Origin of the sequence: Acetobacter malorum (assembly GCF_001580615.1) — a bacterium.
Classification (GTDB): domain Bacteria; phylum Pseudomonadota; class Alphaproteobacteria; order Acetobacterales; family Acetobacteraceae; genus Acetobacter; species Acetobacter malorum.
Genome location: NZ_LHZC01000033.1, coordinates 13,763 through 39,117 on the forward strand (window position 1 = coordinate 13,763; position 25,355 = coordinate 39,117).

The following is a 25,355-nucleotide window of genomic DNA, read 5'->3' on the forward strand; positions in this document are numbered from 1 at the left end:
CTTTACGGAACGCTGTTGCCGTCCTTCAATACGGTGTCGAATGTCTCATCCTGAGATGTCCGACACCGTTTTTTCGTGTTCTGCCGCATAGCCTGAAAGACCCCGGACATGTTCAATGCACCCGCTCTGGTGGCTGAAATCACAGCTCTTTCCGATGCTTATGAAAAAGCTCTTGGTGAGAATGACCTCGTTGCACTGGATGCCTTCTTTCACGAAGGGCCGGAGACCGTGCGCTACGGCGTAGGTGAAAATCTGTATGGCGCGGAAGAAATTGCAGCCTTCCGGCGCGCGCGCAGCGGAGGCTCTCCCCCGCGCAAGGTTCTGCGGCGGGCTATTACCACTCTGGGTGAGACGTCTGCCGTCGTCAGTCTGGAATTTCAGCGGGAAGGCTCCACCCGCATCGGGCGACAAATGCAGACGTGGGTGCTGACAGATAAAGGCTGGAAGATTATCGCCGCCCACGTCTCGCTTATGGCAGAACGCCCGGAAACCAGCCGCCCAGCTTCATAAATCCTGTCAGAAAGGATGGGGACTTATGCCGCCTGTGGCGGATGCGGCAGAAACCGCTCAATCAGTTCCGCCGCCACAAGGGCTGCAATAATTTCGGGCCGCTTGTCCCGCACGCCCCGGTCACCAATCGGGCAGATCAGCGAGGCAATTTGCTCCTCCGGCAGCCCGATTTCCCGGAAGCTGGCTTCAAACCGACGGCGCTTGGTGCGCGAGCCTATCAGCCCGACGTAAGAAAGATCCCCGCGCTCCAAAGCCGCGGCGACAATCAGGGCATCCAGTGAGTGATTGGGGGTCAACACCAGCACGCCGGAACCAGCCGGGATTTCGGCCAGAACATGCTCCCAGTCCGAAGTAATGCGTGCCTCCACGCCCTCCGGCACACTGCCAAATTCTTCCGCGCGTGGGTCCACCCAGATCAGACGCAGCGGGAGAGGTGCTAAAGCCCGCGCCAAAGCACGCCCGACATGCCCTGCCCCAAACAACACCAGCACCGGCCAGGCCTCTTCCTGCGCGGCAAGCTGCTGTTGCAGTCGGGCTGCCAAGGCGGCATCCATCCGCATGATCTGCACATCCACGCGACCACCGCAGCATTGCCCGGTTTCCGGCCCCAGCACAAAGCGATGAGACCATTCAGCCTCCCCTGTCTGCAACAGGGTTCTGGCCTGATGCGCACAGTCCCACTCTAGACAGCCGCCGCCAATAGTCCCGGCCTGCCAGCGCTCCCCAATCAGCATGAAAGCCCCGCTTTCTCGGGGCGTTGAACCGCGCACGTCCATGATCTGCACACACGCCACCGGCGGTGCATTGGGAGACCAGTCAGAGAGACGCGCGGCAAGTTCCTTCATAGCATTGCCGCGCTCAGTGGGATGCCTGCTGCCGCATCCGCTCAGCCGTGCGCAAAATCTGCTCCGGCGTGGCGGGGGCATCAAGCTGGGGGCAGGTCTGATAATCATTCAGGCTGGCAAGTGCATCGGAAATAGCCTGCAACACTGCCACACCGTGCACAAAGGGAGGTTCACCCACCGCCTTGGAGCGGAAAATGGTCGCTTCCTGATTAGGAGAATGCTCCAGCAAGGCCACGTTGAAAATGCGTGGCCGGTCTGAGCACGCCGGGATTTTATACGTGCTGGGCGCATGGGTGCGCAGGCGACCGGTGTCATCCCACACCAGTTCTTCCATGGTCAGCCACCCCGCACCCTGCACAAAGCCCCCCTCAATCTGTCCGATATCAATGGCCGGGTTCAGAGACTGCCCGGCATCATGCAGAATATCCACGCGCTCAATGCGGTTCTCGCCGGTCAGCAGATCGACAGCCACCTCCGCACAGGCCGCGCCATAGGCAAAATAGTAGAAAGGACGCCCCCGCCCGGTTGCCGCATTCCATGAAATTTTAGGCGTCTTGTAAAAGCCATTGGCTGAGAGCGAGACACGGGCAAAATAGGCCGCCTTGGTCAGTTCCGGGAAAGAGATAACCTGTTCCCCAACTTGCACGCCGTCTGGCAGAAACTGCACGCCCTCTTCCGGCACCTTCCAGTGTTCAGCCGCAAAGCTGACCAGCCGGGCCTTGATTTTATGCACCGCATCCAGCACGGCCATACCGTTCAGGTCTGCGCCGCTGGACGCCGCCGTGGCGGAGGTGTTGGGCACCTTGCCTGTGGTCGTTGCGGTAATGCGCACGCGGTCTTCCGTCAGGCCGAACTCCCTCATGGCAATCTGCACCATTTTGGTGTGCAGGCCCTGCCCCATTTCCGTGCCGCCATGGTTCACCTGCACGGAGCCATCCGTATAGACATGCACCAGCGCACCCGCCTGATTGTAATGGGTGGCGGTGAAGGAAATCCCGAATTTTACCGGCGTGAGGGCAATGCCGCGTTTGATGCACGGGCTGCTTTTATTGGCCTCCCGCAAAGCCTGCCGCCGCTGACGATAGTCACAGCGTTCGGCAAGCTGCGCCATGATCTCGGCCGCAATCGAATCTTCCACCGTCATATGATACGGCGTAATGTTGCGCGTGCCGGTGCCATACACATTGCGCACCCGCACATCCAACGGGTCCAGCCCGGTGGCAAAGGCAATTTCCTCAATCACCCGTTCCGCCGCCACAATACCCTGAGGGCCACCAAACCCACGGTAGGCCGTGTTGGACTGCGTGTTGGTTTTCAGCGGTTCTGATTTAAACCGCACATCCGGGTAGAAGTAGGCGTTGTCCGCATGGAACAACGCGCGGTCTACCACAGGCCCGGACAGATCCGCCGCCCAGCCACAACGGGCCGCCAGCACCATATCGACGGCCAGAATATTGCCCGCATCATCAAACCCAACCTCGTAATCAATCACGAAGTCATGGCGCTTACCGGTCATCATCATATCGTCATCACGGTCCAGCCGCATTTTTGCAGCACGACCGGTGGCATGGGCGGCAATCGCGGCAAGGCAGGCTGGCGTATTGGCCTGAGATTCCTTCCCGCCAAATGCGCCCCCCATACGACGGACTTCAACCGTAACCAGATTGCTGGGCACATGCAGGCAATGCGCCACCATGTGCTGTGTTTCTGTGGGGTGCTGGGTGGAAGACCACACCCGCATCTCGCCTTCTTCTCCGGGCTGCGCCAGTGCCGCCTGCCCTTCCAGATAGAAATGCTCCTGCCCGCCAACCGTCACCTGCCCAGACAACCGCCGGGGGGCAGCCGCCAGACCTGTCTCCACATCGCCCCGGCTCATGACGAGAGGACGCCACACCAGAACGCCCCCGGCCTCCCGCGCCTGCGCGATATTCAGCACAGCAGGGCGTTCTTCATACTCAATTTTCGCCAGTTTGGCCGCGCGACGCGCAACCCCGCGACTTTCCGCCACCACGACAAAAATCGGCTGGCCGTAAAAGCACACCTCGCCATCCGCCAGCAGAGGCTCATCCCCCTTACCAACAGCACTGACCTGATTGTCTCCGGGGATATCCGCAGCTGTCAGCACACAGACAACACCCGGCACAGCCCGCACAGCCTCCAGATCCATAGAGACAATCCGGGCATGCGCTTTGGTGCTTAAGCCCGGCACCACATGCAGCAGGCCCTGCGGTTCCGGCAGATCATCAATATAGGCCGCATTACCAGAAACGTGCATCCGGGCACTTTCATGCCGCAGGCTTTTGGAAGCCCCACCGGGCACAATCTGTGCTGTCTGTTTTGCCAGAGTTTCAGACATGAGCCTGCTCCTTCCACCCGGCCAGCCGGGTTTCTGTTCCCGCATGTTCAGGCGCTGTTTCCACAAACAGGCGCGTCAGCAAATTTACGGCCACGGTCTGACGATACCACGCACTGGACCTCATGTCGGAAATTGGCGCGAAATCTGTCTTCATGGCCTCCTGAGCGGCCTTCAGCGTAGCTTCCGTCCAGAACTGGCCTTGCAAGGCCGCTTCCGTCGCAGGAGCGCGCTTCGGTGTGGCTGCCATGCCGCCGAAAGCAATGCGCGCTGTGGCAATGCGCCCGGCCTCATCAAACACCAATGAGAACGCCCCCAGCACGGCAGAAATATCCTGATCAAACCGCTTGGAAATTTTATAGGCCCGGAAAACGGTGCCCGGCTGAGGCTGCGGGATCACCACAGCTTCAATAAACTCACCCGGCTGTCGGTCCTGTTTGCCATACGCCACAAAATACTCTTCAAGCGGCAGACTACGATGCACATCCCCGCAGCGAAGTTTCAGCTCAGCGCCTGCCGCAATGAGCAGAGGCGGTCCGTCCCCGATGGGCGAGCCATTGCCAATATTACCGCAGACTGTGCCCGCATTGCGCACCTGCGTGGACCCAATACGCCGGATCACCTCACCAGCATCGGGCAGCAGGGCTGCAATCGGCTCCTTGGCCTCCGTGTAGGTTACGGCAGCACCAATCCGCAGACCTTCCGGCGTGTGCTCAATTTTATGCAGATCCGGCACCAGCCCGACGCTGATCAGATGCGGCAAAGTGCGCAGCCCCTTGGTTACCCACAACCCGACATCCGTTGCCCCGGCGACTAAGGTTGCCTGCGGGTCAGCCTGATATGCTGCGGCCAAAGCGTCTGCACTGGCGGGAAGCGTAACACGGCCCTCCGGCCCCTTAATCTCCACGGTCTGCCCGTCAGCCAGAGCCTTCAGGCGGGTTTTGATCGCCTCTGTCTGTGTATCCAGCGCATCTCCCGGTGCCGTTAGCGCCTGCTTCATGGCCCTTACAATCGGGGCATAGCCGGTGCAGCGGCAGAGATTGCCTGCCAGAGCCGTGTTAATGGCGTCCTCTTCCATGGAGGCACCGGGCGTCTTGCAATACGCCACCATCGACATCACAAACCCGGGTGTGCAGAACCCGCACTGAGCACCGTGCAGGTCCACCATGGCCTGCTGCACCGGATGCAACGCGCCCTCCGGGCTGCGGAGGTCTTCCACCGTAAAAAGCTGCGCGCCGTCCAGCATCCACAGGAACTGGATACAGGCATTCACCGCCCGCCAGACCAGCGTCTCGCCTTCCAGCCGGACCACCAGAACCGTGCAGGCCCCGCAGTCGCCCTCATTACAGCCTTCCTTGGTGCCTGTGCGGCGGCGGTCTTCACGCAGCCAGTCCAGCACAGTCCGGGTTGGACTGAAATCAGAGACTTCGTGACGGACATTTCCAAGGTAAAACCGGATAGACTCCCGCATAAAATGCGCTCTCCTGCTGGAACATGCAGCCCGGCTGATGATGGGCAATCGGTGCCGGGTCATGATGGTATTGTTTCAGAATCATCTCATTTTCAGGTTTCGTCCAACATAAAGAATGCGACGCCCTGTTGCGTTTTTGTCGACACACCCCCAACAGTTTGTGACGATGCTTAACACCCTTCCCTTTTGCCTGGAGACGCGCCATGCGGAGCCCTAACCGCGTTTTTACGCTATCCCGGTTTTCCATTTATTTTGAAATGGTTGCACAGACTGGCTCCATCCGGCAGGCCGCAACCGCGCTGAATGTTTCACCCTCCGCAGTAAACCGACAAATTCTGGCCGTGGAAGAGGAAATGGAAACGCCTCTGTTCCATCGGCACAGTTCGGGCCTGACCCTGACGACGGCAGGGGAACTGCTGCTGGCCGCCATTATCTCCGGTAAGCGAGACTTTGAGCTGTTTCAGTCCCGGCTGGACAGGCTTTCAGGCCTGCACGGCGGGGCGGTGGAAATTGCCGCCATTGAAGCTGTGAGTGACAGGCTGATACCAGACATCCTCTCTGACGTGACCAAGCAGCATCCGCGCGTGGAATTCAAACTTCAGACACTGGACTTCAAAGCCATCTGGCAGGCTGTCAGCCGGAATGAAGTTGATTTCGGGATTTCTCTGGCTGGAAAATCTTCCCGGCAGGTGCGCATTGTCAGCACACTTCAGGCCGCCATTGGGTTTGTTGTCCGGCCCGACCATCCGCTGGCCCAGCGGGACCATGCCCGCCTGAACCATGTATTTGGCAGCAAGCTGATTTTACCGGACAGCACATTGGCCGTGGGTGCAGCCATTCAGGAAGGGCTGGCCCAGCATAATGTGAACCTGCATCCCACTTTTACCAGCAACCGCATTGCTAGCATCAAGGCCCTGATCCGCAGCGGTCTGGGTGTTGGGATGCTGACCCAGATGGATGTGATGAATGAGGTGAAAGCCGGAGAACTCTGTTTTGTGCCGCTGACAGAGTCCGGCATCAGGCCGCTCGGCTTTTGCCTGTTCTATAATACGCAACGGCGGCTTTCCGCCGCCGCTCAGACGACGCTTGATCTGATTACGGAGAACTTCCACGCACTGGCAGAGCAGAACGCGGAAGTGGCCTCCTGAACCGCAAGAGGTACTTAGCCTTTGCGCACAGTCTCCTCGTGTGACAGTGCAGCCTCCATGCCCTCTGCCGGGATGGTTTTAGAAGGCTGATCGCCTATCACCACCCCATGTTTATTGGCCGGCATAAAGTGGTTGAACACCAGATGCAGGCTCATCGCCGCCATGGAACCCAGTGTAATACCACTGCCGAAAATGATCTGCGCCCAGCTGGGGAAGTTATCGGCAATATGCGGTTGAGCCGTCGCCAGCATGCCAAGGCCGATACTGGTGCCAACAATGATCATGTTGTTCTGGTTATCAAAATCCACCTGCGCCAGCGTCTGGATACCCACCACGGCCACCGCCGCGAACATAGCCAGAGCAGCACCACCCAGAACAGGCAGAGGCACACTCGCCATAATGGCGGCCAGCTTGGGGATACACCCCAGCACCATCATGATGACCGCAGCAGACGCCACAACCCAACGGCTCTTAACCTGCGTCAGCCGCACCAGCCCGACGTTTTCCGCAAAGCAGGTGTAGGGAAAGGAATTGAAGACCCCACCAATAAACGTCGCTAGCCCATCCGCCCGGATGGCTGCTGCAATATCAGCAGAACCAATCGGCTTTTTGACAATCGCCCCCGTTGCAAACACATCGCCCGTTGTTTCCAGCATGGAAATGATCATGACGATAATCAGCGAGAGAATGGGCACGACATGGAAGGTCGGCATGCCGAAGTAGAACGGCTTGGAAATGGTGAGCAGCGGCGCTGTCCCGACATCGGCAAAATGCGCGTCCCCCAGCACCCAGGCGACCAGCGTCATGCACACCAGACCGATTAGCACCGCGATGGTGCCCAGAAACCCGCGACAGAATTTCTGAATGGCCAGAATAAAGAACAGCGTTCCCAGACCATAGGCCACATTGCGCAGTTCAACCGGATTTTGCATGGCGTTAGTGCCATGCCCGGCCACAATGTCATTCGCCGCAACAGGCAGCAGCGCCAGCCCGATGACGAGAATAACCGAGCCCGTCACCACCGGCGGGAAAAAGCGGATCAGCCGGGAAAAATAAGGCGCGACGATGTATGAAAAAATACCGGCGACAATGACGGAGCCAAAAATCTGACGCAGCCCTTCAACCCCGCCCCCAGCCGACACGCCAATGGCGATCATCGGCATAACGGCCACAAAGGTCACCCCTTGCAGGAGCGGTAACCGCACCCCGATTTTGCCAATCCCTACCGCCTGGATGAAGGAGGCAATGCCGCAGGTAAACAGATCTGCTTCAATCAGGTGTTCCAGCATCTCATGCGAAAGGCCAAGCGCGCTGGCCAGCAGAATGGGAACAATAACCGCAGCTGCATAAAATGTCAGAACATGCTGAAAGCCGTAAATAGCCAGCTCCCACAGGGGGAGGACTTCATCAACGGGGTGAACAGGTTCGGTCGTATTACGTTTGTCGAGGGTCACACACTCAACTCCCTCGGTAAGTCGAATATCCATATGGGGCGGCAAGCAGCGGCACGTGGGCATGCCCCTCCGCACTCAGCCCGAACACGAGGGGAACAACATCCAGAAATGGCGGGTCTGCCAGCTCATGCCCCTGTGCGCGGAAATAGGCTGCAATTTCAAACTCAAGCCGATACTGCCCGCCCTCAAGCGTCAGCTCCCGCAAAGCGGGGCAACGGCCATCGGCATCGGTCTGGCCTTCAAACAGCACGGACGCGCCTGAAAACAGACGCAACCGCACACCCGCAGCAGGGCGGCCGGAAACGGTATCCAGCACATGCGTTGATAAAGAACTCATGCCTTTACTTTATCCTGCAAGCGTAAAGAGGCAATAGCATCAATCTGCTTAAGCGCCTCGGCCAGTTCGGCCTCCGGCGTGCTAGCCAGACGGTGTGCCATAGCCTCCAGAATAACGGCTTTGCCCGCCTTGCGCACACAGATGACAAACGGCATACCAAACTTGTCCCGATACGCCGTATTCAGGCTTTGAAAGTGCTCGTATTCAGCAGGGGTAAGGCGATCGAGCCCGGCACTCCCCTGCTCCTGTGCAGAGGCCTCACTCAAAGCGGGATCAATCCCGGCGCGATGTCCAAGCTCCGGGTGCGCGCGGACCAGAGCAATCTGGCGGTCATGCCCGGCCTTCTGCACCACGTCAGAAAACGCCGTCAGCATGGCCTCCTTGCTGGCGAAGGGTCGCTGCGTTGCGGCCCCTTCGGCCACCCAGGGAGAATGTTCATACAAGCCGCCGAACTCAGCCACAAAGGCCGGAACCGGCAGAGCGTTCACATCATCAAGCGTCATGCCGGGTGCACCGCAAGCCAGTGACGCGCAATGTCCAGTCGGGTTGCAACCCAGACGTTCTCATGCGCCTGCACATGCTCCAGAAAGCGCGCCACAGCCAGCGCACGGGCTGGCTTGCCCGCCAGACGGCAATGCAGGCCCACGGACATCATGCGACCGCCTTCCCGATACAGCATGTCAAAGGTATCGCGCAGGTAGCGGAAGAACTGTTCGCCTTCCGTAAAACCGTTGAGCGCGGCAAATTTCATGTCATTGACGTCCAGCGTGTAAGGCACAATCATCTGAGGCCGCCCGTAACGCCGGTCATAATACGGCAGGTCGTCGGCATAGGAATCTGCGTCGTAAACAAAGCCGCCTTCTTCTACGACCAGACGCGCCGTATTCGGGCTTGTGCGGCCCTGATACCAGCCGAGCGGGCGGGAGCCGGTCACCTGCGTATGCAGCGCAATGGCCTCCCGGATATGCGCACGCTCAACGTCTTCCGGGATATCCTGATAATCAATCCAGCGCAGGCCGTGGGTGGCAATTTCCCAGTCACCCTCTTTCATGGCCGCAACTGCTTCCGGATTACGCGCCATGGCCAGAGCGACGCCAAACACCGTTGGCCGGATACCTGCAGACTGGAACAGCCGCTGCAAACGCCAGAACCCGGCGCGGCTGCCATATTCATACAGGCTTTCCATCTGCATGCAGCGTGCATCGGGGATGGAGCGCGTGCCCACCATTTCTGACAGGAATGCTTCCGAGCCTTTGTCCCCATGCAGGACGCAGTTTTCCGCGCCCTCCTCGTAATTGATGACAAACTGCACGGCAATGCGCGCACCACCCGGCCACTGCGGGTCAGGCGGTGTGGCGCCATATCCGGTCATATCCCGCGGATAATCAGTCATGCTTTCTCCGGCTCTGCTTGGTTCTGTCGTCTCTTACACAGGTGGGGCAAGGCTGACGAGTTCGTCGATGTCGTAATCCAGCAGGCTTTGCAGCTGTTTTTCTCCATCCTGCACAAAGAGTTCACGCCCAATGGACTGGGCCAGCCGCTCTACGCCAAACCGCATCCCGCTGATGGACGCACCAGACAGCCCCATGCTGGGGGTAGCCGCAAAGGTGAAGTTGTGAATAGCCGCCAGCATCGGAGCCATCGGGTCCGCCGCGTTGCGGGGCAGGAACTGGAAGTTGCCGCCCAGATAGGGGTGGCTGGACAGGACTTCGCTCTCTTCCCCTTTGGGAGCCGTAAAGCGATCCCGCCACAACGTGACATTCTCAGCAAAACGATGCATTTCCGGGCGGCGGGTCAGGTCAATCACAAAGCCGGTGCCGATAATCAGGAAATCAAACGTCATTTCGCCATGCGGTGTCGTGACTATCACGCCATCCGCTGTTTCCTTCACGGCCAGCCATGGGGTGCCGGTGTGGAAGGCAAAATTCTCATGCTTGCGGCAGCGCCAGAACGTATCCTGCGGCGGCGGCTGGTTCAGGTCATAAATCCGATGCATGAAGCGCCAGCGGGTCTGATCAGGCAGGTCAGCAAAATAGCCGAGAAAGCCAGCATTCTCCATCCAGCGATACGGGTTCACACTCGGAATTTTAGGCCGACGCAGGCACAGATCAACGCGCCCTGCCCCCAGTTCCAGCGCCGTCGCGGCATTATCAAACGCCGAAGCCCCGGCCCCCAGCACGCCAATGCGTTTGCCTTTCAGCGCTGCAAAATCAATCTGCTGGCTGGTGTGGGCATAACGAGAGGCCGGAAGAGCCTGCGCAATAAAGTCCGGCACATGCCAGGCCCCGCCACCTTCAATCCCGGTCGCCAGCACCATTTTGCGCGCCCAGACATGGGACTGTGCGCCACCAGCCTGCTGGAAGGTCAGACGGAGCAAGCCGTCCCGCCAGTCAATATCGATCAGTTTCCGGTCATTCTGCACGGGCAGAGCCAGCACATCACGCAGCCAGTCCAGATAAGCCTGCCAGTCCTGACGGGAAATTTTATGCAGCGCCTGCCAGGCTTCCACCCCATAACGGGCCTCAAACCAGGATTGCGGGGTCAGGCTGGGGATGCCCAGATCCGGCCCCGTCACATGCTTGGGCGTCCGCAGGGTGATCATGCGGGCAAATGTTACCCACGGGCCTTCTCCGCCCCGGGCTGCCTGATCAAAAATGCACGTATTGCTCAGACCACGCCGACGCAGGGCAAAACATGTGGCCAGACCACCCTGCCCGCCGCCGATAATGGCCACGTCCAGAACACGCTCTCCATCCCGCTCCAGCGGCTCACACCAGTCGCCTGTTGCGTAGCGGATCCTGGCCAGATCATCCCGAACACGACTTTCAAGCTGGTCCAACCCTGAAGAGGAAGAAACTTGTTCCATATGCACTTCAAACCTTATCTTTATCTGAACCTACTGCCATCTGAAACAATTTCACACCCGGACCATTCTTGTATATGACTTAATTCAGTCTAATCCGTTCGCAAAATGAGATCACCTCTTATGCCGGTTTTTTCTCGTTTCCTCCGTTACTTCATCGCCGTGGCGCAACAGGGGTCCATCCGGAAAGCCTCGGATGAACTGAACATTGCCGCTTCGGCCATCGACCGGCAGATCCTGCAAGGGGAAAAGCTGCTGGGAACTCAGCTTTTTGAGCGTCTGCCAACCGGATTACGACTGACCACAGCCGGGGAATTGCTGCTGTCCTCCGGCATCCGCTGGACTAGGGACCTCCGCGCCCTCACCACCCAGATTGATAACCTGAAAGGCCTGCGGCAGGGCTCGGCGGACATTCTGATCCCCGATGCGCTGACCAAAGGCTTTCTGCCCGCCGTACTGGGCCGCCTGCGGGAAACCCACCCCGGGATTGTGGTAAATGTGCATGTGCGTGCCAGCCGGGACATGGGCCAGATTCTGGTGGATGGGCAGGCTGACTTTGCACTGATGTTCAACCCCGGCCACATGCGGGAATTGTTTGTGCGGGCCCACAGGGAGATTCCGCTCGGCTTTATCTCCCAGCCAGACCACCCGGTTGGCGCGCTGGAAACAGCCCCATTCAGCCTGTGTGCGGAATATCCGGTTGTTATCCCTGCCCCGCCTCTGGCGTTATGGAGGCCGCTGGAACTTCTGGAAGCCGAAACCGGCATCAAGATTCAGGCGGTTGCCCGGGCGGATAACATCCAGATGATCAAATCTCTGGTCAGCGAAGGGGTGGGCATTGGCATCCTCAGCTATCTGGATGTGTATGATGAAGTGCAAAAAAATCAGCTTGCCTTCACGCCCATCCTCAATAAAAAGCTGTCTCCGCTCACGCTGGCGCTCTGTGTTGACAGGTCACGCCAGCTTTCCATGGCGGCAAGACTGATTATTTCTGAAATTGAACAGTTTTTTGCCGATCAGCTCTAAAGCCGGCCCACTCATTCTTGCGAGGTTTCATGCCCTCTTCCTCCCGCACTGCCGCTCTGAGAGGGCGTTTTGTGACCTTTACAGGCAATCCGTTCACCATGCCGCCGGAAGACGCGCTGCACGTGGAAGAAGACGGGCTGATCCTGATTGAAAACGGGAAAATCTCGCACTGCGGCGCGTATGATGCTCTGCGTGCGAAGGTGCCGGAGGGCGTAACCGTCACGCATTACCCGGACAGCCTGATCAGTGCGGGGTTTATTGATACGCATGTCCATTATCCGCAGCTTCCCGTCATTGCCTCCTGGGGGGAGCAATTACTGGAATGGCTGCAACAGTATGTGTTCCCGACCGAGGCAAAGTTCTCCAGCCCCGAATTCGCACAAGCCATTGCCCGCGCCTTTTTGCAGGAACTGCTGCGCAACGGCACCACGACCGCCGCGGTTTACTGCACCGTGCACCCTGAATCCGTCACAGCCTTCTTTCAGGAATCAGAAAAGCTCGGCACCCGGATGATTGCGGGTAAGGTTCTAATGGACCGCAATGCCCCGGACAATTTACGTGACACCGCTCAGCAGGGTTTTGATGAGTCTCAGAAGCTGATTGAGACATGGCATAATAAGGGGCGGCAGCTCTACGCCATTACCCCGCGCTTTGCGATTACCAGTACCCCGGAACAGCTGGAATGTGCAGGCGCTCTCTTCCACAGCCGCGATGATCTGTTCATGCAGACGCATCTTGCGGAAAACGAAGATGAGATCGCCTTCGTCAAAACCCTCTTCCCGGAACGTTCCTCCTATCTGGATGTGTATGACAAAGCCGGACTGGTCGGGCCGCGCGCCATTTTCGGCCATGCCATTCACATGCATGAACACGATTTTCAGCAGTGCCATGACACACACTGCACGCTGGCCCACTGCCCAACGTCCAACCTGTTTCTGGGCAGCGGCGCGTTTCGGTTATTTGATGCTGTCGACCCGCGTCGTCCGGTCAATGTGGGTCTGGGCACGGATATTGGGGCGGGCACCAGCTTTTCTCTGCTCAGCACCATGGGAGAAGCCTATAAGGTCTCTCTAATGGCCGGAAAACAGCGGCTGCATGCCATTCAGGCCTTCTGGCTGGCCACGGCGGGAGCCGCACAGGCCCTGCATCTGGATGACAAAATCGGCACCATCGCCCCCGGCATGGAAGCCGATCTGTGCGTGCTGGACCCGGCTGCAACGTCTCTTCTTGCCCTGCGCACCAAAGAGTGCGCCAGCATGGCCGACCTCCTCTTCGTGCTGATGACGCTGGGAGATGACCGCAGCGTTAAAGCCACGTGGGTCGATGGCCGGCCGGTTTATGTTCGGCCCGAAGCCGTCTGAAACGGAACAAAAAAAGCCGGTCTGGTTTCCCTGACAGGCTTTTTTACGTCTAACGGTCCGGGCTGCTTAAAACCACTATCTCAGCCTCAAAAAACGCGGCGCCAGTCACAACATGCCGCCTTTTTACCAGGCGGCAACAACACCATCACTACGGGGGTCGGTCGCCCCTTCCAGTATGCCGTTCTGGTGCCGGACAAGGGCACCGGCATGGCCCATCATTGACGTAAAGGGCGCGACCCGTTCCATCTGATGTCCAGCCGCTGACATCTGCGCGACGACCTCGGGCGCAAAACGGTCTTCATATTTGAGGGTAACACTCTCATCCCCCCATGTGCGCCCCAGCAACCAGCGCGGGGCCGTGACGGCTTGCTGCAAGCCCATGCCATACTGCGCATAACGGGTGAACACGGCGGCTTGCGTCTGGGGCTGCCCCTCCCCGCCCATGGTGCCGTAAACCATCACCCGGCCATCATGGAACCGGGCTGCGGCAGGATTAAGGGTATGGAACGGCTTCCGACCGGGACGCAGGGCGTTCCACCCCTCCTCCGTCAGTCTGAAGCTGGAGCCGCGGTTCTGCCACACAATCCCGCTCTGCGGCAGCACCACACCTGAGCCAAATTCAAAATAGGTGCTCTGGATCATGCTGACAGCCACACCATCCGCATCAATCGCACCCATCCAGACTGTATCACCAGCTTGCGACGGATAGGGCCATGGGGCTGCCTTCTGCGGGTCGATGGCGGCGGCCATCTGGTCCAGCACGGCCGGGTCGCTCAGCGTATGCTGGGCTTCAACCGTCATATAGCCCGGGTCTCCCACGTGCGTGTCCCGATAGCGAAATGCCTGCTTGGTCGCTTCAACCAGTCCATGCCAATAGGCAAAGCTTTCCGGTTCCTGCGCCCGTAGCCGGTCATAAAGCGCCAGAATAAGAAGAGATGCGACACCCTGCGTCGGAGGCGCCATATTATAGAGCGTTGCCCCGGTAATCCCGACAGAAAGAGGCTCACGGATCATGGCAGCATGAGCGGCCAAATCAGCCGCAGAAAGCGGGCTGCCTGCTGCGGCAAGATCTGCTGCAACGCTCTGCGCCAGAGCGCCGGTATAAAAACTATCCGGCCCTTCTGCGGCCAGTGTCCGCAATGTCTGCCCCAATGCAGGGTTTTTCAGAATATCGCCATCCCGTAGAGGGCGGCCTTCCGGCTCGAACACCGCCGCATATCCTGACACAGAGCGCAATTCGGCCCCTTTTTGAACGGCCACCTCCGCGCCCCCTGCAGTCACCGGCACACCGGCTTCCGCGTACCAGATGGCATCACGCAAGAGCCGCTCCAGCGACAACGCCTGTGTCTGCTGCCGGGCGTGGTAGCTTTGAGAAAGTCGGTGCGCCTCACCCCAGCCGGAAATGGTTCCCGCTACGGTGTTGGCTGCCGCTCCGCCGCGCCATGGCACCATGGTGTGGCCTGCGTTGCGGTAGAACGCCAGATCAGCTTTGGCCGCCGCCGCTCCGCAGGCATCAATAGTTTCCGTGCGACCATCCGGCCACATAATCAGCCAGAAGGCATCACCCCCGATCGACGTCATATGCGGATAGACCACCGCCAGTGCGGCTGCTGTTGCAATCACAGCATCCAGCGCAGTGCCGCCATCCTTCAGCACATCCAGCCCGGCCTGACTGGCCAAATGATGCGGTGATGTGACCATCCCTCGGGTTGAGCGGGGCGTATGCAGCATGAGGTCAGGCCTGTTCGGTCAGGAGCGTATCAGCACACGGAAAGCCCAGCAAACCGGCTTTTTCCATCGCCTGCGCAAAAGCCAGAAGTGTTGCTTCCTTCCCCGGTGCGGCGATCAACTGCACACCCAGCGGCAACCCCGCAGCTTTTCCCGGAGCAGGCGCCAGCGGAGCCGCCACAACAGGCATGCCCGCCAGACTTAACGGCTGCGTAAACAGGCCAAGATTGGCCCGCGCTGAAACCTGTTTGCCACCAAGCGTGATAGTCGGCTGGTCCAGCCGGGGTGCCGCACCCGTTGTGGCCGGAGCCACCAGAATATCCACGTCCCGGAAGGCATCATGCAGCACATCCCGGAACCATGAGCGTATTCTCTGCGCATGCACAATCGGCATGGCGGGCAGCAACGCGCCAGCCATCAGCCTGTCACGCGTTGCCGGGTCATACGCCATAGCCTGCGTCCGCAGGCGACCAAGATGCAGCGCTCCGCCTTCCGCCGCCGTGATGACGAAGGACGCGGCCCGCGCCCGCGCCACCTCTGGCAGCGTCACCGTGCGCACATCGGCACACGCAGCCAGAAGCCGATCCATCCCAGCCACCAGTTCCGGGGCCAGATCCTGCGCAAACCAACCTTCCAGACGCCCGATTTTCAAACCGGAGACGTCCTGATCCGTGGCAACGGACTGGCCGCTCAGCGCCTCAAATGCACAGGCGAGATCGGCACTGGTGCTGGTAAACGGCCCGACCACATCCAGACTGGCGGCAAACGGATAGACCCCCTGCAATGGCAGAAGCCCCTGCGTGGGCCGCAGCCCCCAGACCCCACACAAAGAGGCCGGCACACGAATTGAGCCGTTGGTGTCAGACCCTAGTGTGAGCGGCAGCAAGCCCGCTGCGACGGCAGCAGTAGACCCACCGGATGATCCACCCGCCAGACGCGCCGTGTCATGCGGGTTTTTTGTCGTGCCGTAATGGGCGTTTTCGGTCGCAAACCCGTAGGCGAACTCATCCATATTGAGCGTTGCGACAGGAATAGCACCCGCCGCACACAGCCGGCGCACCACTTCTGCATCCTGCGTGGCCGGAGGCTGATTTTTCAGAACAACAGACCCGGCTGTTGTAACCAGCCCTTCCAGATCAAACAGATCCTTCACGCCAAACGGCACCCCGGCCAGCGGGCCGACCTGTTCACCTCGGGTGAGACGCGCATCAACCTCGGCGGCAGCCTTCAGAGCGCGCTCATCCAGCAAGCACGTCACAGCGTTATAGGCGCTATTTCGCTCCCGGATGGTCTGAAGCGTTTGCTGAATAACCTGAGCGGCAGAGACTTCACCCGCCCGGATACGATATGCAATGTCGATTAGGGACGTCATCAGGGGCGATACTCATAAGCAGGCGGACAGGTATCAGGCAGGGTCATGCCGCAAATCAGATCGACATAGCCCTGCAAGAGCTGTGTGTTGGCTACAACGCCCGGCAGGCAGGCTTCCGGAATTGTCAGATCAAGACAGGCAGCCGTCGCCTCCAGTCTGGCGCTTGTGTTGTCATTCTCGCTCATGTCGCCCTCCTGTCAGTCTGTTTCGATAGTGATATCAGTTCTGGCACGTTGCAAGAGCGGCATCCACACCTGCGCCACGTTTAACGGCATAGCCTTCCGCGGCCAGACAGGTTTCCAAAGCGCCCAGTGTCAGCAAGACATTGTGCTTTTTGGCATTGTAGCCCATGGCCCCAATGCGCCAGATCTTGCCCGCCAGCGGGCCAAATGCTGTACCAATTTCAATACCGAAATCATCACGCATGCGCTGGCGCACGCGCTCGCCTTCCACACCCTCCGGGATCCACACCCCGGTTACGTTGGTCATGCGATAGGCATCATTCCCGAACACTTTCAGCCCCATGGCCCGCAGACCGGCCACCATGGCGGCACCCGCAGCCTTATGGCGGGCAAAGCGCGCGTCCAGCCCTTCTTCCAGCATTACACGGGCCGCTTCCCGCGCGCCGTAGAGCATGGTGGTGGCTTCCGTGTGATGGTTCAGCCGTTTTTCCGACCAGTAATCCATCACCAGGGCCAGATCGAAATAGTTGGAGGGAATGCGCGCGCGGCTGCCGTTTGCCATATCCCCGCTCCGAATTCCGGCTTCCACATGCCTGCGCGCCATGATGTGCTCCGCCGCGCGGTCAGAAATGGTGATGGGTGCAGAACCCGGAGGCCCACCCATACATTTCTGCAGACCGCCGGAGACTACGTCCACGCCCCACGCATCGACCGCAACAGGCATACCGCCCAGCGTTGCCGTGGCATCGACGTAGGACAGCACATCATACTTACGGCACAGTGCGCCGACACCCTCAAGCGGCTGCGCCATGGTGGTGGAGGTATCACCGTGGATACACGCAAAGACCTGCGGGCGATGCGCGATTAACGCCTCTTCAATCTGCTCCAGTGTCGCTACTTCGCCCCAGGGCAGATCAATCGTGCAGATTTCCGCACCAATCCGCTCGGCAATTTCCGACAGAAGCAGACCAAAGCGTCCGGCCCGCACAATCAGAATTTTGCTGCCCGGTTCCACCAGAGAGACCAGAGCGGCCTCAATCCCCGCACGCGCCGTGCCGTCCACCAGAAAGGTCCAGCGGTTCTGCGTCATGAAAACCTGACGATACAGCGCCATGGTTTCATTCATGTAGGTGGTCATTTCCGGGTCAAACTGGCCCAGCATGTCCGCCGCCATGGCCCGCAGTACGCGCGGATGCACATTAACCGGTCCCGGTCCCATCAAAAGCCGCTGCGGCGGGTCAATCTGACCAAAAAAATCGTTTGCCATCACACAGGCCTTTCCTTGGTTACGTTACGGACGACGTCCGGCAAAATCTTCAATAAAACGGGTCATGACCTGAAAGGCCTGCTCCACATCCGACGGGTCCACAGCCTCTGCCGGGTTGTGGCTAATCCCGCCTTCACAGCGGATAAACAGCATGCAGACAGGGGCAAGTGCTGCGAGGATCATGGCATCATGCCCTGCCCCGCTGACCATTCTGCGCGGCACAGTGCCCGTTACTGCCTGCGCGGCTTCACTCAGCATATCGGTCAGCGCGGCATCGCACGGCGTTGCAGGCAGATCTTGCTGCAAGCTGATCTCCAGCGTCACCTTGCGCCGGGCTGCCAGAGCCTCCAGCGCTGTGCGGATTTCTACCGTGGCGGCATTGCGCACTGCGGCATCCCCTGCCCGCACATCAATGCTGAAAACCACTTCCCCCGGCACGACATTTGGCACACCCGGCACCACAGTCAGCTGGCCAACCGTGGCGACCAGATCAGACGGGCCAGACTGACCGATTTTTTCAATTGCCAGAACAGCCTCTGCGGCCGCAGTCAGAGCGTCCTGCCGCAAGCTCATCGGCATGGTTCCGGCGTGACCTGCCACACCCTTCATGCGCACGTGGAAGCGATATTGCGCTGCAATGGCCGTCACCACGCCAACAGCCCGGTTTTCTGCCTCCAGAACCGGACCCTGCTCAATATGTGCTTCCAGATAGGCAAGGATTTCGTCCGGCTTGCGGGCCGCCTCCGGCATACGCTCAAGCGCCAGACCGTCTTCGGCCAGAGCATCGTGCAGGGTGATCCCTGCCGGGTCCTGCATGTCGGCAGGTGCCTCTTTCAATAGCCCAGCCACAGCGCGAGACGTCAGCATGGCGGCAGGAAAGCGTGAGCCTTCCTCATCCCCAAACCCGATGACTTCCAGCGCAAACGGAAAGCGCCGCCCCTGCGCGGCATAATGCGCGACAAGTTCCACACCCATCAGCACACCCAGCATGCCGTCATAGCGGCCACCATCCCGCACACTATCAATGTGGGAGCCGATAAGCAGGGCGGGAGCGTCTGGTGTCAGCCCCTCGTATCGCCCGACGAGATTCCCGGCTGCATCAATGCGGGTTTTCATACCCGTAGATTGCATCCAGCCAGCAATACAGTCACATGTCGCCCGATAGGACGCGCTCAGATACGGGCGGAAAAGCTGGTCTTTTTCTTCAGAATAGGGTGCCACCCCCAGCGCATCACACCGCGCGACGGCACGGTGTCCTCCCGGAGGCAGCGCTGAAAAACTGGCAGTATCCGAACAGTCTGAAGGCATCATAAAGAGAGGCTCCTGCCTGCAATGGCACAAATCGTTGCAGTTCGCATACAATCTTGCATACAAGGAAAAGGTCTTGCAACCCCCTTCTGCACGTCAGGCGCCGGAGGCGTATTTTGATCAGCGTTTAATCAGGCCGACCCAGGGCGGATTTCAGGTTCTGCAGCCGGATGCGCACGTGCCGTTCGTTCAGTGCATTTTCCACATGCCGCAAATGCGCATCCATCAGGCGCGCCGCTTCCGGCACGTCGCCTGCTTCCAGCGCATCAATAATCTGCTCATGTTCCCCGCTGGATTCACACGCATCGTGAGAGGACTGATAGAGGGCGGCAATCAGCACGGTGCGTGTTGTCAGATCCTGCAACAAAGCTGCCAGCACCGGGCTGCCCAGCGTTTCCGCCAGACAGACGTGAAAATGCCCAAGCAGATAGCTGCGTGCGGCTCTGTCATCTTTCTCAATAGCGGCCTGTTCAGCCTGAACATGCTCCCGCAAGGCCTGAATGACGCGGGCGTCGCCCTTCCCCAGCGTGACCAGCATCCCCACTTCCAGCGCCCGGCGTGCATCCAGTGTATGGCGAGCTTCTTCCTCGGTAGGTTCAATCACAAACCACCCCCGACGAGAGGACACCTCCACAATGCCGCGGGCCTGCAAGCGCATCATGGCCTCACGCACCAGCGTGCGGGATACCCCGAAAATTTCCGCCAGATCCTTTTCCCCCAGTCGCTCGCCCGGTGCGATCTGGCCAGAGAGCGCGGCATAAACAATGCGGTCCTCAATCCGGCTGGAGGACGAACCCTCATCAGGAATGGCGCTCAGGGTCATGCGGTTGGTGTCCGTCATAGTCGTTAAGAGATCGTTCTGACTTACTAGAATTCTGCCCTTATACACAGCTCTAACGTCTTTAAAGCCTCATTCCGGCCAGACTCTGATGCTTGATAGCCCTTACTCTCGTTTGTCTGCCTTTTCCGGAGCTTCTTTTCAAAAGCGCATATTCGATAAAAAAAAGAAAACAATTACTGTCAGGACATTTTTTATCCGCCCAGACACGCGGAAACACCCTTTCCGCTCTGGACATCCCACCGGACACACGCTTTCCTCCTGACAGAAAGCGTATTGGCAGACCGTTGATACCCAAGGTTCTACAAGGATTTTTGAAGCGATGGCCTCACTCAGCCCGTTTGCTGGCAAGACACTTGATCCGTCCCAGCTTACCGACATCCCGGCTCTGATTGCAGCTTATTATGACCGCAAGCCTGATGTATCTATCCCGACCCAGCGCGTCTCCTTCGGCACCTCCGGGCATCGCGGCTCTTCCTTCCATACCAGCTTTAATGAAGGCCATATCCTGGCCATCTGCGAGGCTATCTGCCGCCATCGCAAGGCTGAGGGCATTGACGGCCCGCTATTTGTGGGCATGGACACGCATGCTTTGTCCGGCCCGGCTCAGCGCTCTGCTATTGAAGTATTTGCGGCACACGGGCTGGATGTACGCGTGGACCAGAATGATGGCTTCACCCCCACGCCCGTCATTTCTCACGCAATTCTGACCTATAACAAAGGCCGCACGACGGGTCTGGCGGATGGCGTCGTCATCACCCCGTCCCACAATCCGCCGTCCGATGGTGGCTTTAAATACAATCCGCCCAACGGTGGGCCGGCCGATACCGCCATTACAAAAGCCATTCAGGACATGGCCAACGGCTTTCTGGCGGAGGGCCTGAAGGATGTGAAGCGCCTGCCCTATGAGGAAGCCCGTAAGGCCGCCTGCATCAAAGGGTATGACTACGTCACCCCATATGTGGCCGATCTGGACTCCGTCATTGATATGAAGGCCATTCGGGATGCCGGCGTGAAAATCGGCATTGATCCGCTCGGTGGCGCTGCCGTGCATTACTGGAAACCGATTATCGAGCGCTACGGCCTGAACGCTACGATCGTCAATGAAACAGTAGACCCGCAGTTTGCCTTCATGACGGCTGACTGGGATGGCCAGATCCGTATGGACTGCTCCTCCCCTTATGCCATGAAGAGCCTGATTGGCATGGCCGACCAGTTTGACGTGGCCTTTGCGAACGACACCGATGCAGACCGCCACGGCATTGTGGCCAAACCGGATGGGCTGCTGAACCCCAACCATTACCTTGCCGTCGCCATTTCCTACCTGTTCCGCAACCGCCCGGACTGGAGCCCGGAACTGGGTGTTGGCAAAACTCTGGTCAGCAGCGGACTGATTGACCGGGTTGCGAAAGATCTGGGCCGCAAACTGGTGGAAGTCCCCGTCGGGCTGAAATGGTTTGTGCCGGGCCTGATAGACGGCTCACTGGGCTTTGGCGGTGAAGAAAGCGCGGGCGCAACCTTCCTGCGGCGCGATGGCACCGTCTGGACCACGGATAAGGACGGTCTCATCCTCGGCCTGCTGGCTGCTGAAATCACCGCAAAAACTGGTAAAAACCCGAGCGAGCAGTATCGCGAACTCAGCGCACGTCTGGGCACGCCGTTTTATGCGCGGATTGATGCCCCGGCCAATGCCGAACAGAAAGCCAAGCTGAGCAAACTTTCCCCGGAACAGTTCCCGCTGGAAACGCTGGCCGGTGACAAAATCATCAGCAAGCTCACGCGCGCTCCGGGCAATGACGCCCCAATCGGCGGCCTGAAAGTGGTGACGGAAAACGGCTGGTTTGCCGCCCGCCCCTCCGGTACGGAAGATGTCTACAAAATCTACGCCGAGAGCTTCAAAAGCGAAGAACACCTGCATGCTATCCAGACGGAAGCGCAGGAGGCTATTTCCAAGGTTTTTGAGGCCTGAGTCAGGCAAACAATTTTTTCTTACTAACCAAGTAAAAACGGCGCAGCGTTCCTTAAAGAACGCTGCGCCGTTCCGTTTCTTTTTAATTATCATTATTCTTATATAAAAATTCTCTGAAACCCTTAGTAACGCAAGCGTTATACAGAATGTGTAAAGAAAATATTTGCACATCTTCGAACGACACTTGTATGGTTTAAAGAAAAAGTAAACGCATCACGCATGCGGGTTCTCAATAAAATAATAAAAGAAATAAAATATGACCTGCACCAGCCAAGACTCTACATCCCCACCCTCTTACCCGACAGAAGGTTTGGCACCTGAAATCCTGGCAAACACAGACCGCACGCCCCAACGAAAGCTTCTTAAAGCTGTCATTCAGGTTGTTTGCGGCAACATGCTTGAAATGTACGATTTCATGGTGTTTGGCTTTTATGCTCTGGCTATAGGACAGACGTTTTTTCCTTCATCTGACCCAACGTCAAAACTCATGCTTGCCCTTGCGACTTTTGGAGCCGGCTTTCTTATGCGGCCGCTTGGTGCACTGCTGCTCGGTTCATACGTTGACCGTATTGGGCGTCGAAAAGGGCTCATCGTCACGCTGGGCCTGATGGCAACAGGGACTCTGATCCTGACAGTAACCCCCGGCTACGCCACGATTGGTCTTATGGCCCCCACTCTGGTTCTGGCTGGCCGCCTTCTGCAAGGTTTCTCAGCAGGCGTCGAACTCGGCTCCACCTCTGTCTATTTATCCGAAATTGCAGGCCCTCATAACAAAGGATTTATTGTTTCTTTCCAGTCAGCCTCACAGCAACTCGCCGTTATGACAGCAGCAGCGGTGGGTGTCATCATGACAACAGCATTGCCTCACGAAGAAATTATGGCATGGGGCTGGCGTATTCCATTCCTGATTGGCTGCCTCATTGTTCCAGCTCTCTTTTTTCTAAGGCGCAATCTGCAGGAAACGGAAGCTTTTACTTCGGCCCCTTCCCATCCTCATTTTTCAGAAATTCTGCAAACTCTACATCGTGAATGGCGCAGCATTGGTGTCGGACTTCTGATGGTCATTATGACGACAACATCTTTCTACGTCATTACCGCCTACACGCCATCGTTCGGTACTGCGGTGCTACATCTTTCTGCACATGACAGTCTTTTGGTGACATTGTGCGTTGGCATTACAAACCTGCTCTGCCTCCCTGTGTTTGGGGCCTTATCTGACCGCGTGGGTCGCAAACAACTTCTCATTGCCGCCACTGTACTGGCAATCCTGACGGCCTATCCGGCTATGTCATGGCTTGTCGCGGCGCCCTCGTTTCTTAAGTTACTGAGCGTCGAACTGTGGCTGGCTGTAATCTATAGTCTTTATAATGGCGCGGCAGTTGTCTATCTGACGGAAATCGTCCCGCCTCGCATTCGCACAACCGGCTTTTCACTCGCTTACAGTCTGGCAACATGTATCGGGGGTTTCACTCCTCTCATCTGCACCACGCTTATTCAAAAAACCGGAAACAGTGCTATGCCCGGAGCCTGGCTGGCGGTTGCGGCACTCTGCGGACTCTTTGCCACGCTCCTTGCACGCCCTTATGAGTCCAAGGCTGGTGCATTATGATCAGCACGCAGCTCATCGCAAAAATACTATCCTATTCCAGCTGTAAACGGTGCCAGACTATTGCAAGCATAGGAATAGTCGGACTTCTGGGCCAGACGCACTCTGCTCTGGCCGCGTCAGACAACCCTGATGTACATGAACTCATGCGGCTGGTCAGACTTCAGTCACAGCAAATTCATGAGCTGCAAACCCGCTTGTCTAAAGTAGAAAAGCAACCCAACATTCACCCCAACAAAACAAGTATGAAAGTGGCCAGCAAGGCGCCGGCACACCCATACCATCATACCCTGCAAGCAGGCCCGGTTGAGCCTGTAAAATTTTCTGGCGATGAGACAACGTCTTTTCAGAAAAACAATGTAACCTATCCGCTCAAACCGGCTCCCCCCGGCACGTACGCAGCGGTTTCCGATATTCCCAACAACGCATCCCCAGTCATGGGCGTTACTTCGCAAATCCCGTCCAATTCCAGCACAACCTCTATAGGAGGACTGGTTTTAAAATGGGGACAGGGTTTACCCACCTTTGCAACACCAGATGACGCCTACTCCTTCAAAGTGCGCGGACGAGTGCTCGCTGACTACGGCGCAACGTTTGGCAGCCGTTACCGTGACCTCAATGTTTCGCGCACAATCATGCGCGCGGCCCGTTTAGGTGTTGAAGGTCATGCCCGTCAGCTTTCCTGGGTTTTTGAAGCTGATTTTGCGGATAACAAACCTGAAGTCATGAGTGCTTTCATGATGTGGAGCCAGAAAGTTCAGAAAAAGACTTTAGATTTTGCACTCGGAAATATTTTTAATGAACGTGGATTTGACGGTAGCACAGGTTCTGCGCAAACGGTCTTTCTGGACCGGGATCTCGTTGCCAATACGATTTTGCCAGCCCGCGGATGGTACGGAGTGGGCGGAATGTTTAAGGCTGTTGGGAAGGACTGGCACGTCGCTGCTCAGATTTCTGGCGATAACGTCAACTCTGCCAATGCCACAACAAACGTGAGAGACAACCTGACCTATATGGCGCGGGCACACTACATTCCGTGGCGCGGCAAAAATTCGCTTATCCATCTGGGCCTCTGGGGTTTTTACGAAGACGTCAAACCCGCAGCTAATTTTTCTCAGAGGCTACGTCTGCTGGCGAGAACGAATGATGCCTTTTCCATGCAGCTTGGTCCGGTCGTTCCGATTTCCAACTCCCTTGCAGGAGGTGTAGAGCTTTTTGGCATATGGAAATCAAGCTGGATATTGTTTGAATACGGGGCAAGGCATCTCCAGTTTCGTGATACACTCCCGGTCACCTCGCAGGAGAACATATCAGACCTGGGAAAATCAGGCACTATTCAGGCTCTGAGCGCACAAGCCGGGCTGTTCCTGACGGGTGAAACACCAAATTATTTTGCTCGCACAGGTATGTGGTCTTCGCCACGGCTCTTACATCCCGTCATCGATGGTGGCTGGGGCGCATGGGAGCTTTCAGGCCGATGGGACTGGGCTAATTCTTCACGTATCCCAAGCGGTGCAGAAGCATGGACAGCAACTCTTGGCTTGAATTGGTACCTGCTGAGTTTTGCCCGTCTGACGCTGAATTACACCCGTGCACAAGTTACCAACAAATCGGGTAACTATATTGGGAACAATAGTGGCAACAGCATCGGACTGAGGTCTGGAATTACATTTTAAAAATACCATTCCATAAAAAAACACCCCCGAAACTCTTCAGG

21 protein-coding genes are annotated in these 25,355 nt (G+C 57.9%); 7 read left to right on the top strand and 14 right to left on the bottom strand.

The features are described from left to right. The first annotated feature begins 108 nt into the window (after positions 1–108). Positions 109–510, top strand: a complete 402-nt coding sequence (gene hpxZ, locus AD930_RS02025; RefSeq protein ID WP_061501182.1) for an oxalurate catabolism protein HpxZ — start codon at positions 109–111, stop codon at positions 508–510. A gap of 23 nt (positions 511–533) precedes the next feature. Here hpxZ and xdhC read toward each other — a convergent pair whose 3' ends face one another. The 3 genes from xdhC to xdhA are packed head-to-tail and all read right to left on the bottom strand — an operon-like array spanning position 534 to position 5,179. Continuing rightward, positions 534–1,355 (bottom strand): xanthine dehydrogenase accessory protein XdhC, encoded by an 822-nt coding sequence (gene xdhC, locus AD930_RS02030; protein ID WP_061504916.1) that lies wholly within the window; start codon positions 1,353–1,355, stop codon positions 534–536. Positions 1,356–1,368: 13 nt separating this feature from the next. Beyond that, positions 1,369–3,711 carry a xanthine dehydrogenase molybdopterin binding subunit gene (gene xdhB / locus AD930_RS02035; RefSeq protein ID WP_156476802.1) on the bottom strand — a complete coding sequence of 781 codons (2,343 nt, stop codon included), beginning with the start codon at positions 3,709–3,711 and terminating at the stop codon, positions 1,369–1,371. Beyond that, positions 3,704–5,179: a xanthine dehydrogenase small subunit gene (gene xdhA, locus AD930_RS02040; protein WP_061504917.1), complete on the bottom strand. Its 1,476-nt coding sequence runs from the start codon at positions 5,177–5,179 to the stop codon at positions 3,704–3,706. The genes xdhB and xdhA overlap by 8 nt, the downstream gene beginning before the upstream one ends. Before the next feature lie 203 nt (positions 5,180–5,382). Between xdhA and AD930_RS02045 the strand changes: the two genes are divergently transcribed. Next, the gene (locus AD930_RS02045; protein WP_061504918.1) at positions 5,383–6,327 is read left to right on the top strand and encodes a LysR family transcriptional regulator; all 945 of its coding nucleotides are present in this window, start codon (positions 5,383–5,385) and stop codon (positions 6,325–6,327) included. A gap of 14 nt (positions 6,328–6,341) precedes the next feature. On the opposite strand, the gene AD930_RS02050 is transcribed toward AD930_RS02045, so the two are convergent. The 5 genes from AD930_RS02050 to AD930_RS02070 are packed head-to-tail and all read right to left on the bottom strand — an operon-like array spanning position 6,342 to position 10,957. Beyond that, a complete protein-coding gene (locus tag AD930_RS02050; protein ID WP_244150460.1) occupies positions 6,342–7,781 on the bottom strand; it encodes a nucleobase:cation symporter-2 family protein in 1,440 nt (479 codons plus the stop codon). Positions 7,782–7,785: 4 nt separating this feature from the next. Continuing rightward, the gene (gene uraH, locus AD930_RS02055; RefSeq protein ID WP_061504920.1) at positions 7,786–8,118 is read right to left on the bottom strand and encodes a hydroxyisourate hydrolase; all 333 of its coding nucleotides are present in this window, start codon (positions 8,116–8,118) and stop codon (positions 7,786–7,788) included. Further along, complete coding sequence (uraD, locus tag AD930_RS02060; protein ID WP_061501170.1) at positions 8,115–8,621, bottom strand: 2-oxo-4-hydroxy-4-carboxy-5-ureidoimidazoline decarboxylase; 507 nt, start codon at positions 8,619–8,621, stop codon at positions 8,115–8,117. The genes uraH and uraD overlap by 4 nt, the downstream gene beginning before the upstream one ends. Then, on the bottom strand, positions 8,618–9,511 hold the full coding sequence (gene puuE / locus AD930_RS02065) for an allantoinase PuuE (RefSeq protein WP_061504921.1): 894 nt from the start codon (positions 9,509–9,511) through the stop codon (positions 8,618–8,620). Before puuE ends, uraD begins: the two co-directional genes overlap by 4 nt. Before the next feature lie 33 nt (positions 9,512–9,544). Further along, on the bottom strand, positions 9,545–10,957 hold the full coding sequence (locus AD930_RS02070) for an NAD(P)-binding domain-containing protein (RefSeq protein ID WP_208598545.1): 1,413 nt from the start codon (positions 10,955–10,957) through the stop codon (positions 9,545–9,547). A 147-nt stretch (positions 10,958–11,104) separates the two neighbouring features. Between AD930_RS02070 and AD930_RS02075 the strand changes: the two genes are divergently transcribed. Beyond that, positions 11,105–12,007: a LysR family transcriptional regulator gene (locus AD930_RS02075; protein ID WP_061501164.1), complete on the top strand. Its 903-nt coding sequence runs from the start codon at positions 11,105–11,107 to the stop codon at positions 12,005–12,007. Between the two features lie 29 nt (positions 12,008–12,036). After that, entirely contained in the window at positions 12,037–13,368 is a 1,332-nt protein-coding gene (gene guaD / locus AD930_RS02080) for a guanine deaminase (protein WP_061504923.1), read from the top strand. Positions 13,369–13,491: 123 nt separating this feature from the next. Here guaD and AD930_RS02085 read toward each other — a convergent pair whose 3' ends face one another. From AD930_RS02085 to AD930_RS02110, 6 genes are all read right to left on the bottom strand, one after another. Further along, a complete protein-coding gene (locus AD930_RS02085; protein ID WP_061504924.1) occupies positions 13,492–15,099 on the bottom strand; it encodes a gamma-glutamyltransferase family protein in 1,608 nt (535 codons plus the stop codon). A gap of 4 nt (positions 15,100–15,103) precedes the next feature. Next, positions 15,104–16,468: an AtzE family amidohydrolase gene (locus AD930_RS02090; protein ID WP_061504925.1), complete on the bottom strand. Its 1,365-nt coding sequence runs from the start codon at positions 16,466–16,468 to the stop codon at positions 15,104–15,106. Next, positions 16,468–16,653, bottom strand: coding sequence for a DUF4089 domain-containing protein (locus AD930_RS02095; RefSeq protein WP_061504926.1), 186 nt, complete (start codon positions 16,651–16,653; stop codon positions 16,468–16,470). The genes AD930_RS02090 and AD930_RS02095 overlap by 1 nt, the downstream gene beginning before the upstream one ends. A 34-nt stretch (positions 16,654–16,687) precedes the next feature. Further along, positions 16,688–17,917 carry a pyridoxal-phosphate-dependent aminotransferase family protein gene (locus AD930_RS02100; protein WP_061504927.1) on the bottom strand — a complete coding sequence of 410 codons (1,230 nt, stop codon included), beginning with the start codon at positions 17,915–17,917 and terminating at the stop codon, positions 16,688–16,690. Positions 17,918–17,941: 24 nt separating this feature from the next. Then, complete coding sequence (locus tag AD930_RS02105; protein ID WP_082781616.1) at positions 17,942–19,228, bottom strand: allantoate amidohydrolase; 1,287 nt, start codon at positions 19,226–19,228, stop codon at positions 17,942–17,944. Positions 19,229–19,352: 124 nt separating this feature from the next. Next, positions 19,353–20,066, bottom strand: a complete 714-nt coding sequence (locus AD930_RS02110) for a GntR family transcriptional regulator (RefSeq protein ID WP_244150461.1) — start codon at positions 20,064–20,066, stop codon at positions 19,353–19,355. A gap of 319 nt (positions 20,067–20,385) precedes the next feature. Here AD930_RS02110 and pgm point away from each other — a divergent pair, with 319 nt between their 5' ends. The 3 genes from pgm (at position 20,386) to AD930_RS02125 (ending at position 25,314) form a co-directional block, all read left to right on the top strand. Next, on the top strand, positions 20,386–22,032 hold the full coding sequence (pgm, locus tag AD930_RS02115) for a phosphoglucomutase (alpha-D-glucose-1,6-bisphosphate-dependent) (protein ID WP_061501152.1): 1,647 nt from the start codon (positions 20,386–20,388) through the stop codon (positions 22,030–22,032). Between the two features lie 256 nt (positions 22,033–22,288). Further along, complete coding sequence (gene tcuC, locus AD930_RS02120; protein WP_082781618.1) at positions 22,289–23,641, top strand: MFS transporter; 1,353 nt, start codon at positions 22,289–22,291, stop codon at positions 23,639–23,641. After that, positions 23,638–25,314 (top strand): OprO/OprP family phosphate-selective porin, encoded by a 1,677-nt coding sequence (locus tag AD930_RS02125; RefSeq protein ID WP_082781620.1) that lies wholly within the window; start codon positions 23,638–23,640, stop codon positions 25,312–25,314. The genes tcuC and AD930_RS02125 overlap by 4 nt, the downstream gene beginning before the upstream one ends. The last annotated feature ends 41 nt before the right edge of the window (positions 25,315–25,355 follow it).

Bases quoted from the DNA above. Each gene is read 5' to 3' on its own strand.
- uraD (WP_061501170.1), bottom strand. From the start codon at position 8,621: ATGACGCTTGATGATGTGAACGCTCTGCCGGTTCCGGCCTTTGTGGCT.
- xdhA (WP_061504917.1), bottom strand. From the start codon at position 5,179: ATGCGGGAGTCTATCCGGTTTTACCTTGGAAATGTCCGTCACGAAGTC.
- xdhB (WP_156476802.1), bottom strand. From the start codon at position 3,711: ATGTCTGAAACTCTGGCAAAACAGACAGCACAGATTGTGCCCGGTGGG.
- uraH (WP_061504920.1), bottom strand. From the start codon at position 8,118: ATGAGTTCTTTATCAACGCATGTGCTGGATACCGTTTCCGGCCGCCCT.
- AD930_RS02075 (WP_061501164.1), top strand. From the start codon at position 11,105: ATGCCGGTTTTTTCTCGTTTCCTCCGTTACTTCATCGCCGTGGCGCAA.
- AD930_RS02095 (WP_061504926.1), bottom strand. From the start codon at position 16,653: ATGAGCGAGAATGACAACACAAGCGCCAGACTGGAGGCGACGGCTGCC.
- AD930_RS02105 (WP_082781616.1), bottom strand. From the start codon at position 19,228: ATGATGCCTTCAGACTGTTCGGATACTGCCAGTTTTTCAGCGCTGCCT.
- guaD (WP_061504923.1), top strand. From the start codon at position 12,037: ATGCCCTCTTCCTCCCGCACTGCCGCTCTGAGAGGGCGTTTTGTGACC.
- AD930_RS02125 (WP_082781620.1), top strand. From the start codon at position 23,638: ATGATCAGCACGCAGCTCATCGCAAAAATACTATCCTATTCCAGCTGT.
- AD930_RS02090 (WP_061504925.1), bottom strand. From the start codon at position 16,468: ATGACGTCCCTAATCGACATTGCATATCGTATCCGGGCGGGTGAAGTC.
- pgm (WP_061501152.1), top strand. From the start codon at position 20,386: ATGGCCTCACTCAGCCCGTTTGCTGGCAAGACACTTGATCCGTCCCAG.
- AD930_RS02100 (WP_061504927.1), bottom strand. From the start codon at position 17,917: ATGGCAAACGATTTTTTTGGTCAGATTGACCCGCCGCAGCGGCTTTTG.
- hpxZ (WP_061501182.1), top strand. From the start codon at position 109: ATGTTCAATGCACCCGCTCTGGTGGCTGAAATCACAGCTCTTTCCGAT.
- xdhC (WP_061504916.1), bottom strand. From the start codon at position 1,355: ATGAAGGAACTTGCCGCGCGTCTCTCTGACTGGTCTCCCAATGCACCG.
- AD930_RS02045 (WP_061504918.1), top strand. From the start codon at position 5,383: ATGCGGAGCCCTAACCGCGTTTTTACGCTATCCCGGTTTTCCATTTAT.
- AD930_RS02110 (WP_244150461.1), bottom strand. From the start codon at position 20,066: ATGACGGACACCAACCGCATGACCCTGAGCGCCATTCCTGATGAGGGT.
- tcuC (WP_082781618.1), top strand. From the start codon at position 22,289: ATGACCTGCACCAGCCAAGACTCTACATCCCCACCCTCTTACCCGACA.
- puuE (WP_061504921.1), bottom strand. From the start codon at position 9,511: ATGACTGATTATCCGCGGGATATGACCGGATATGGCGCCACACCGCCT.
- AD930_RS02085 (WP_061504924.1), bottom strand. From the start codon at position 15,099: ATGCTGCATACGCCCCGCTCAACCCGAGGGATGGTCACATCACCGCAT.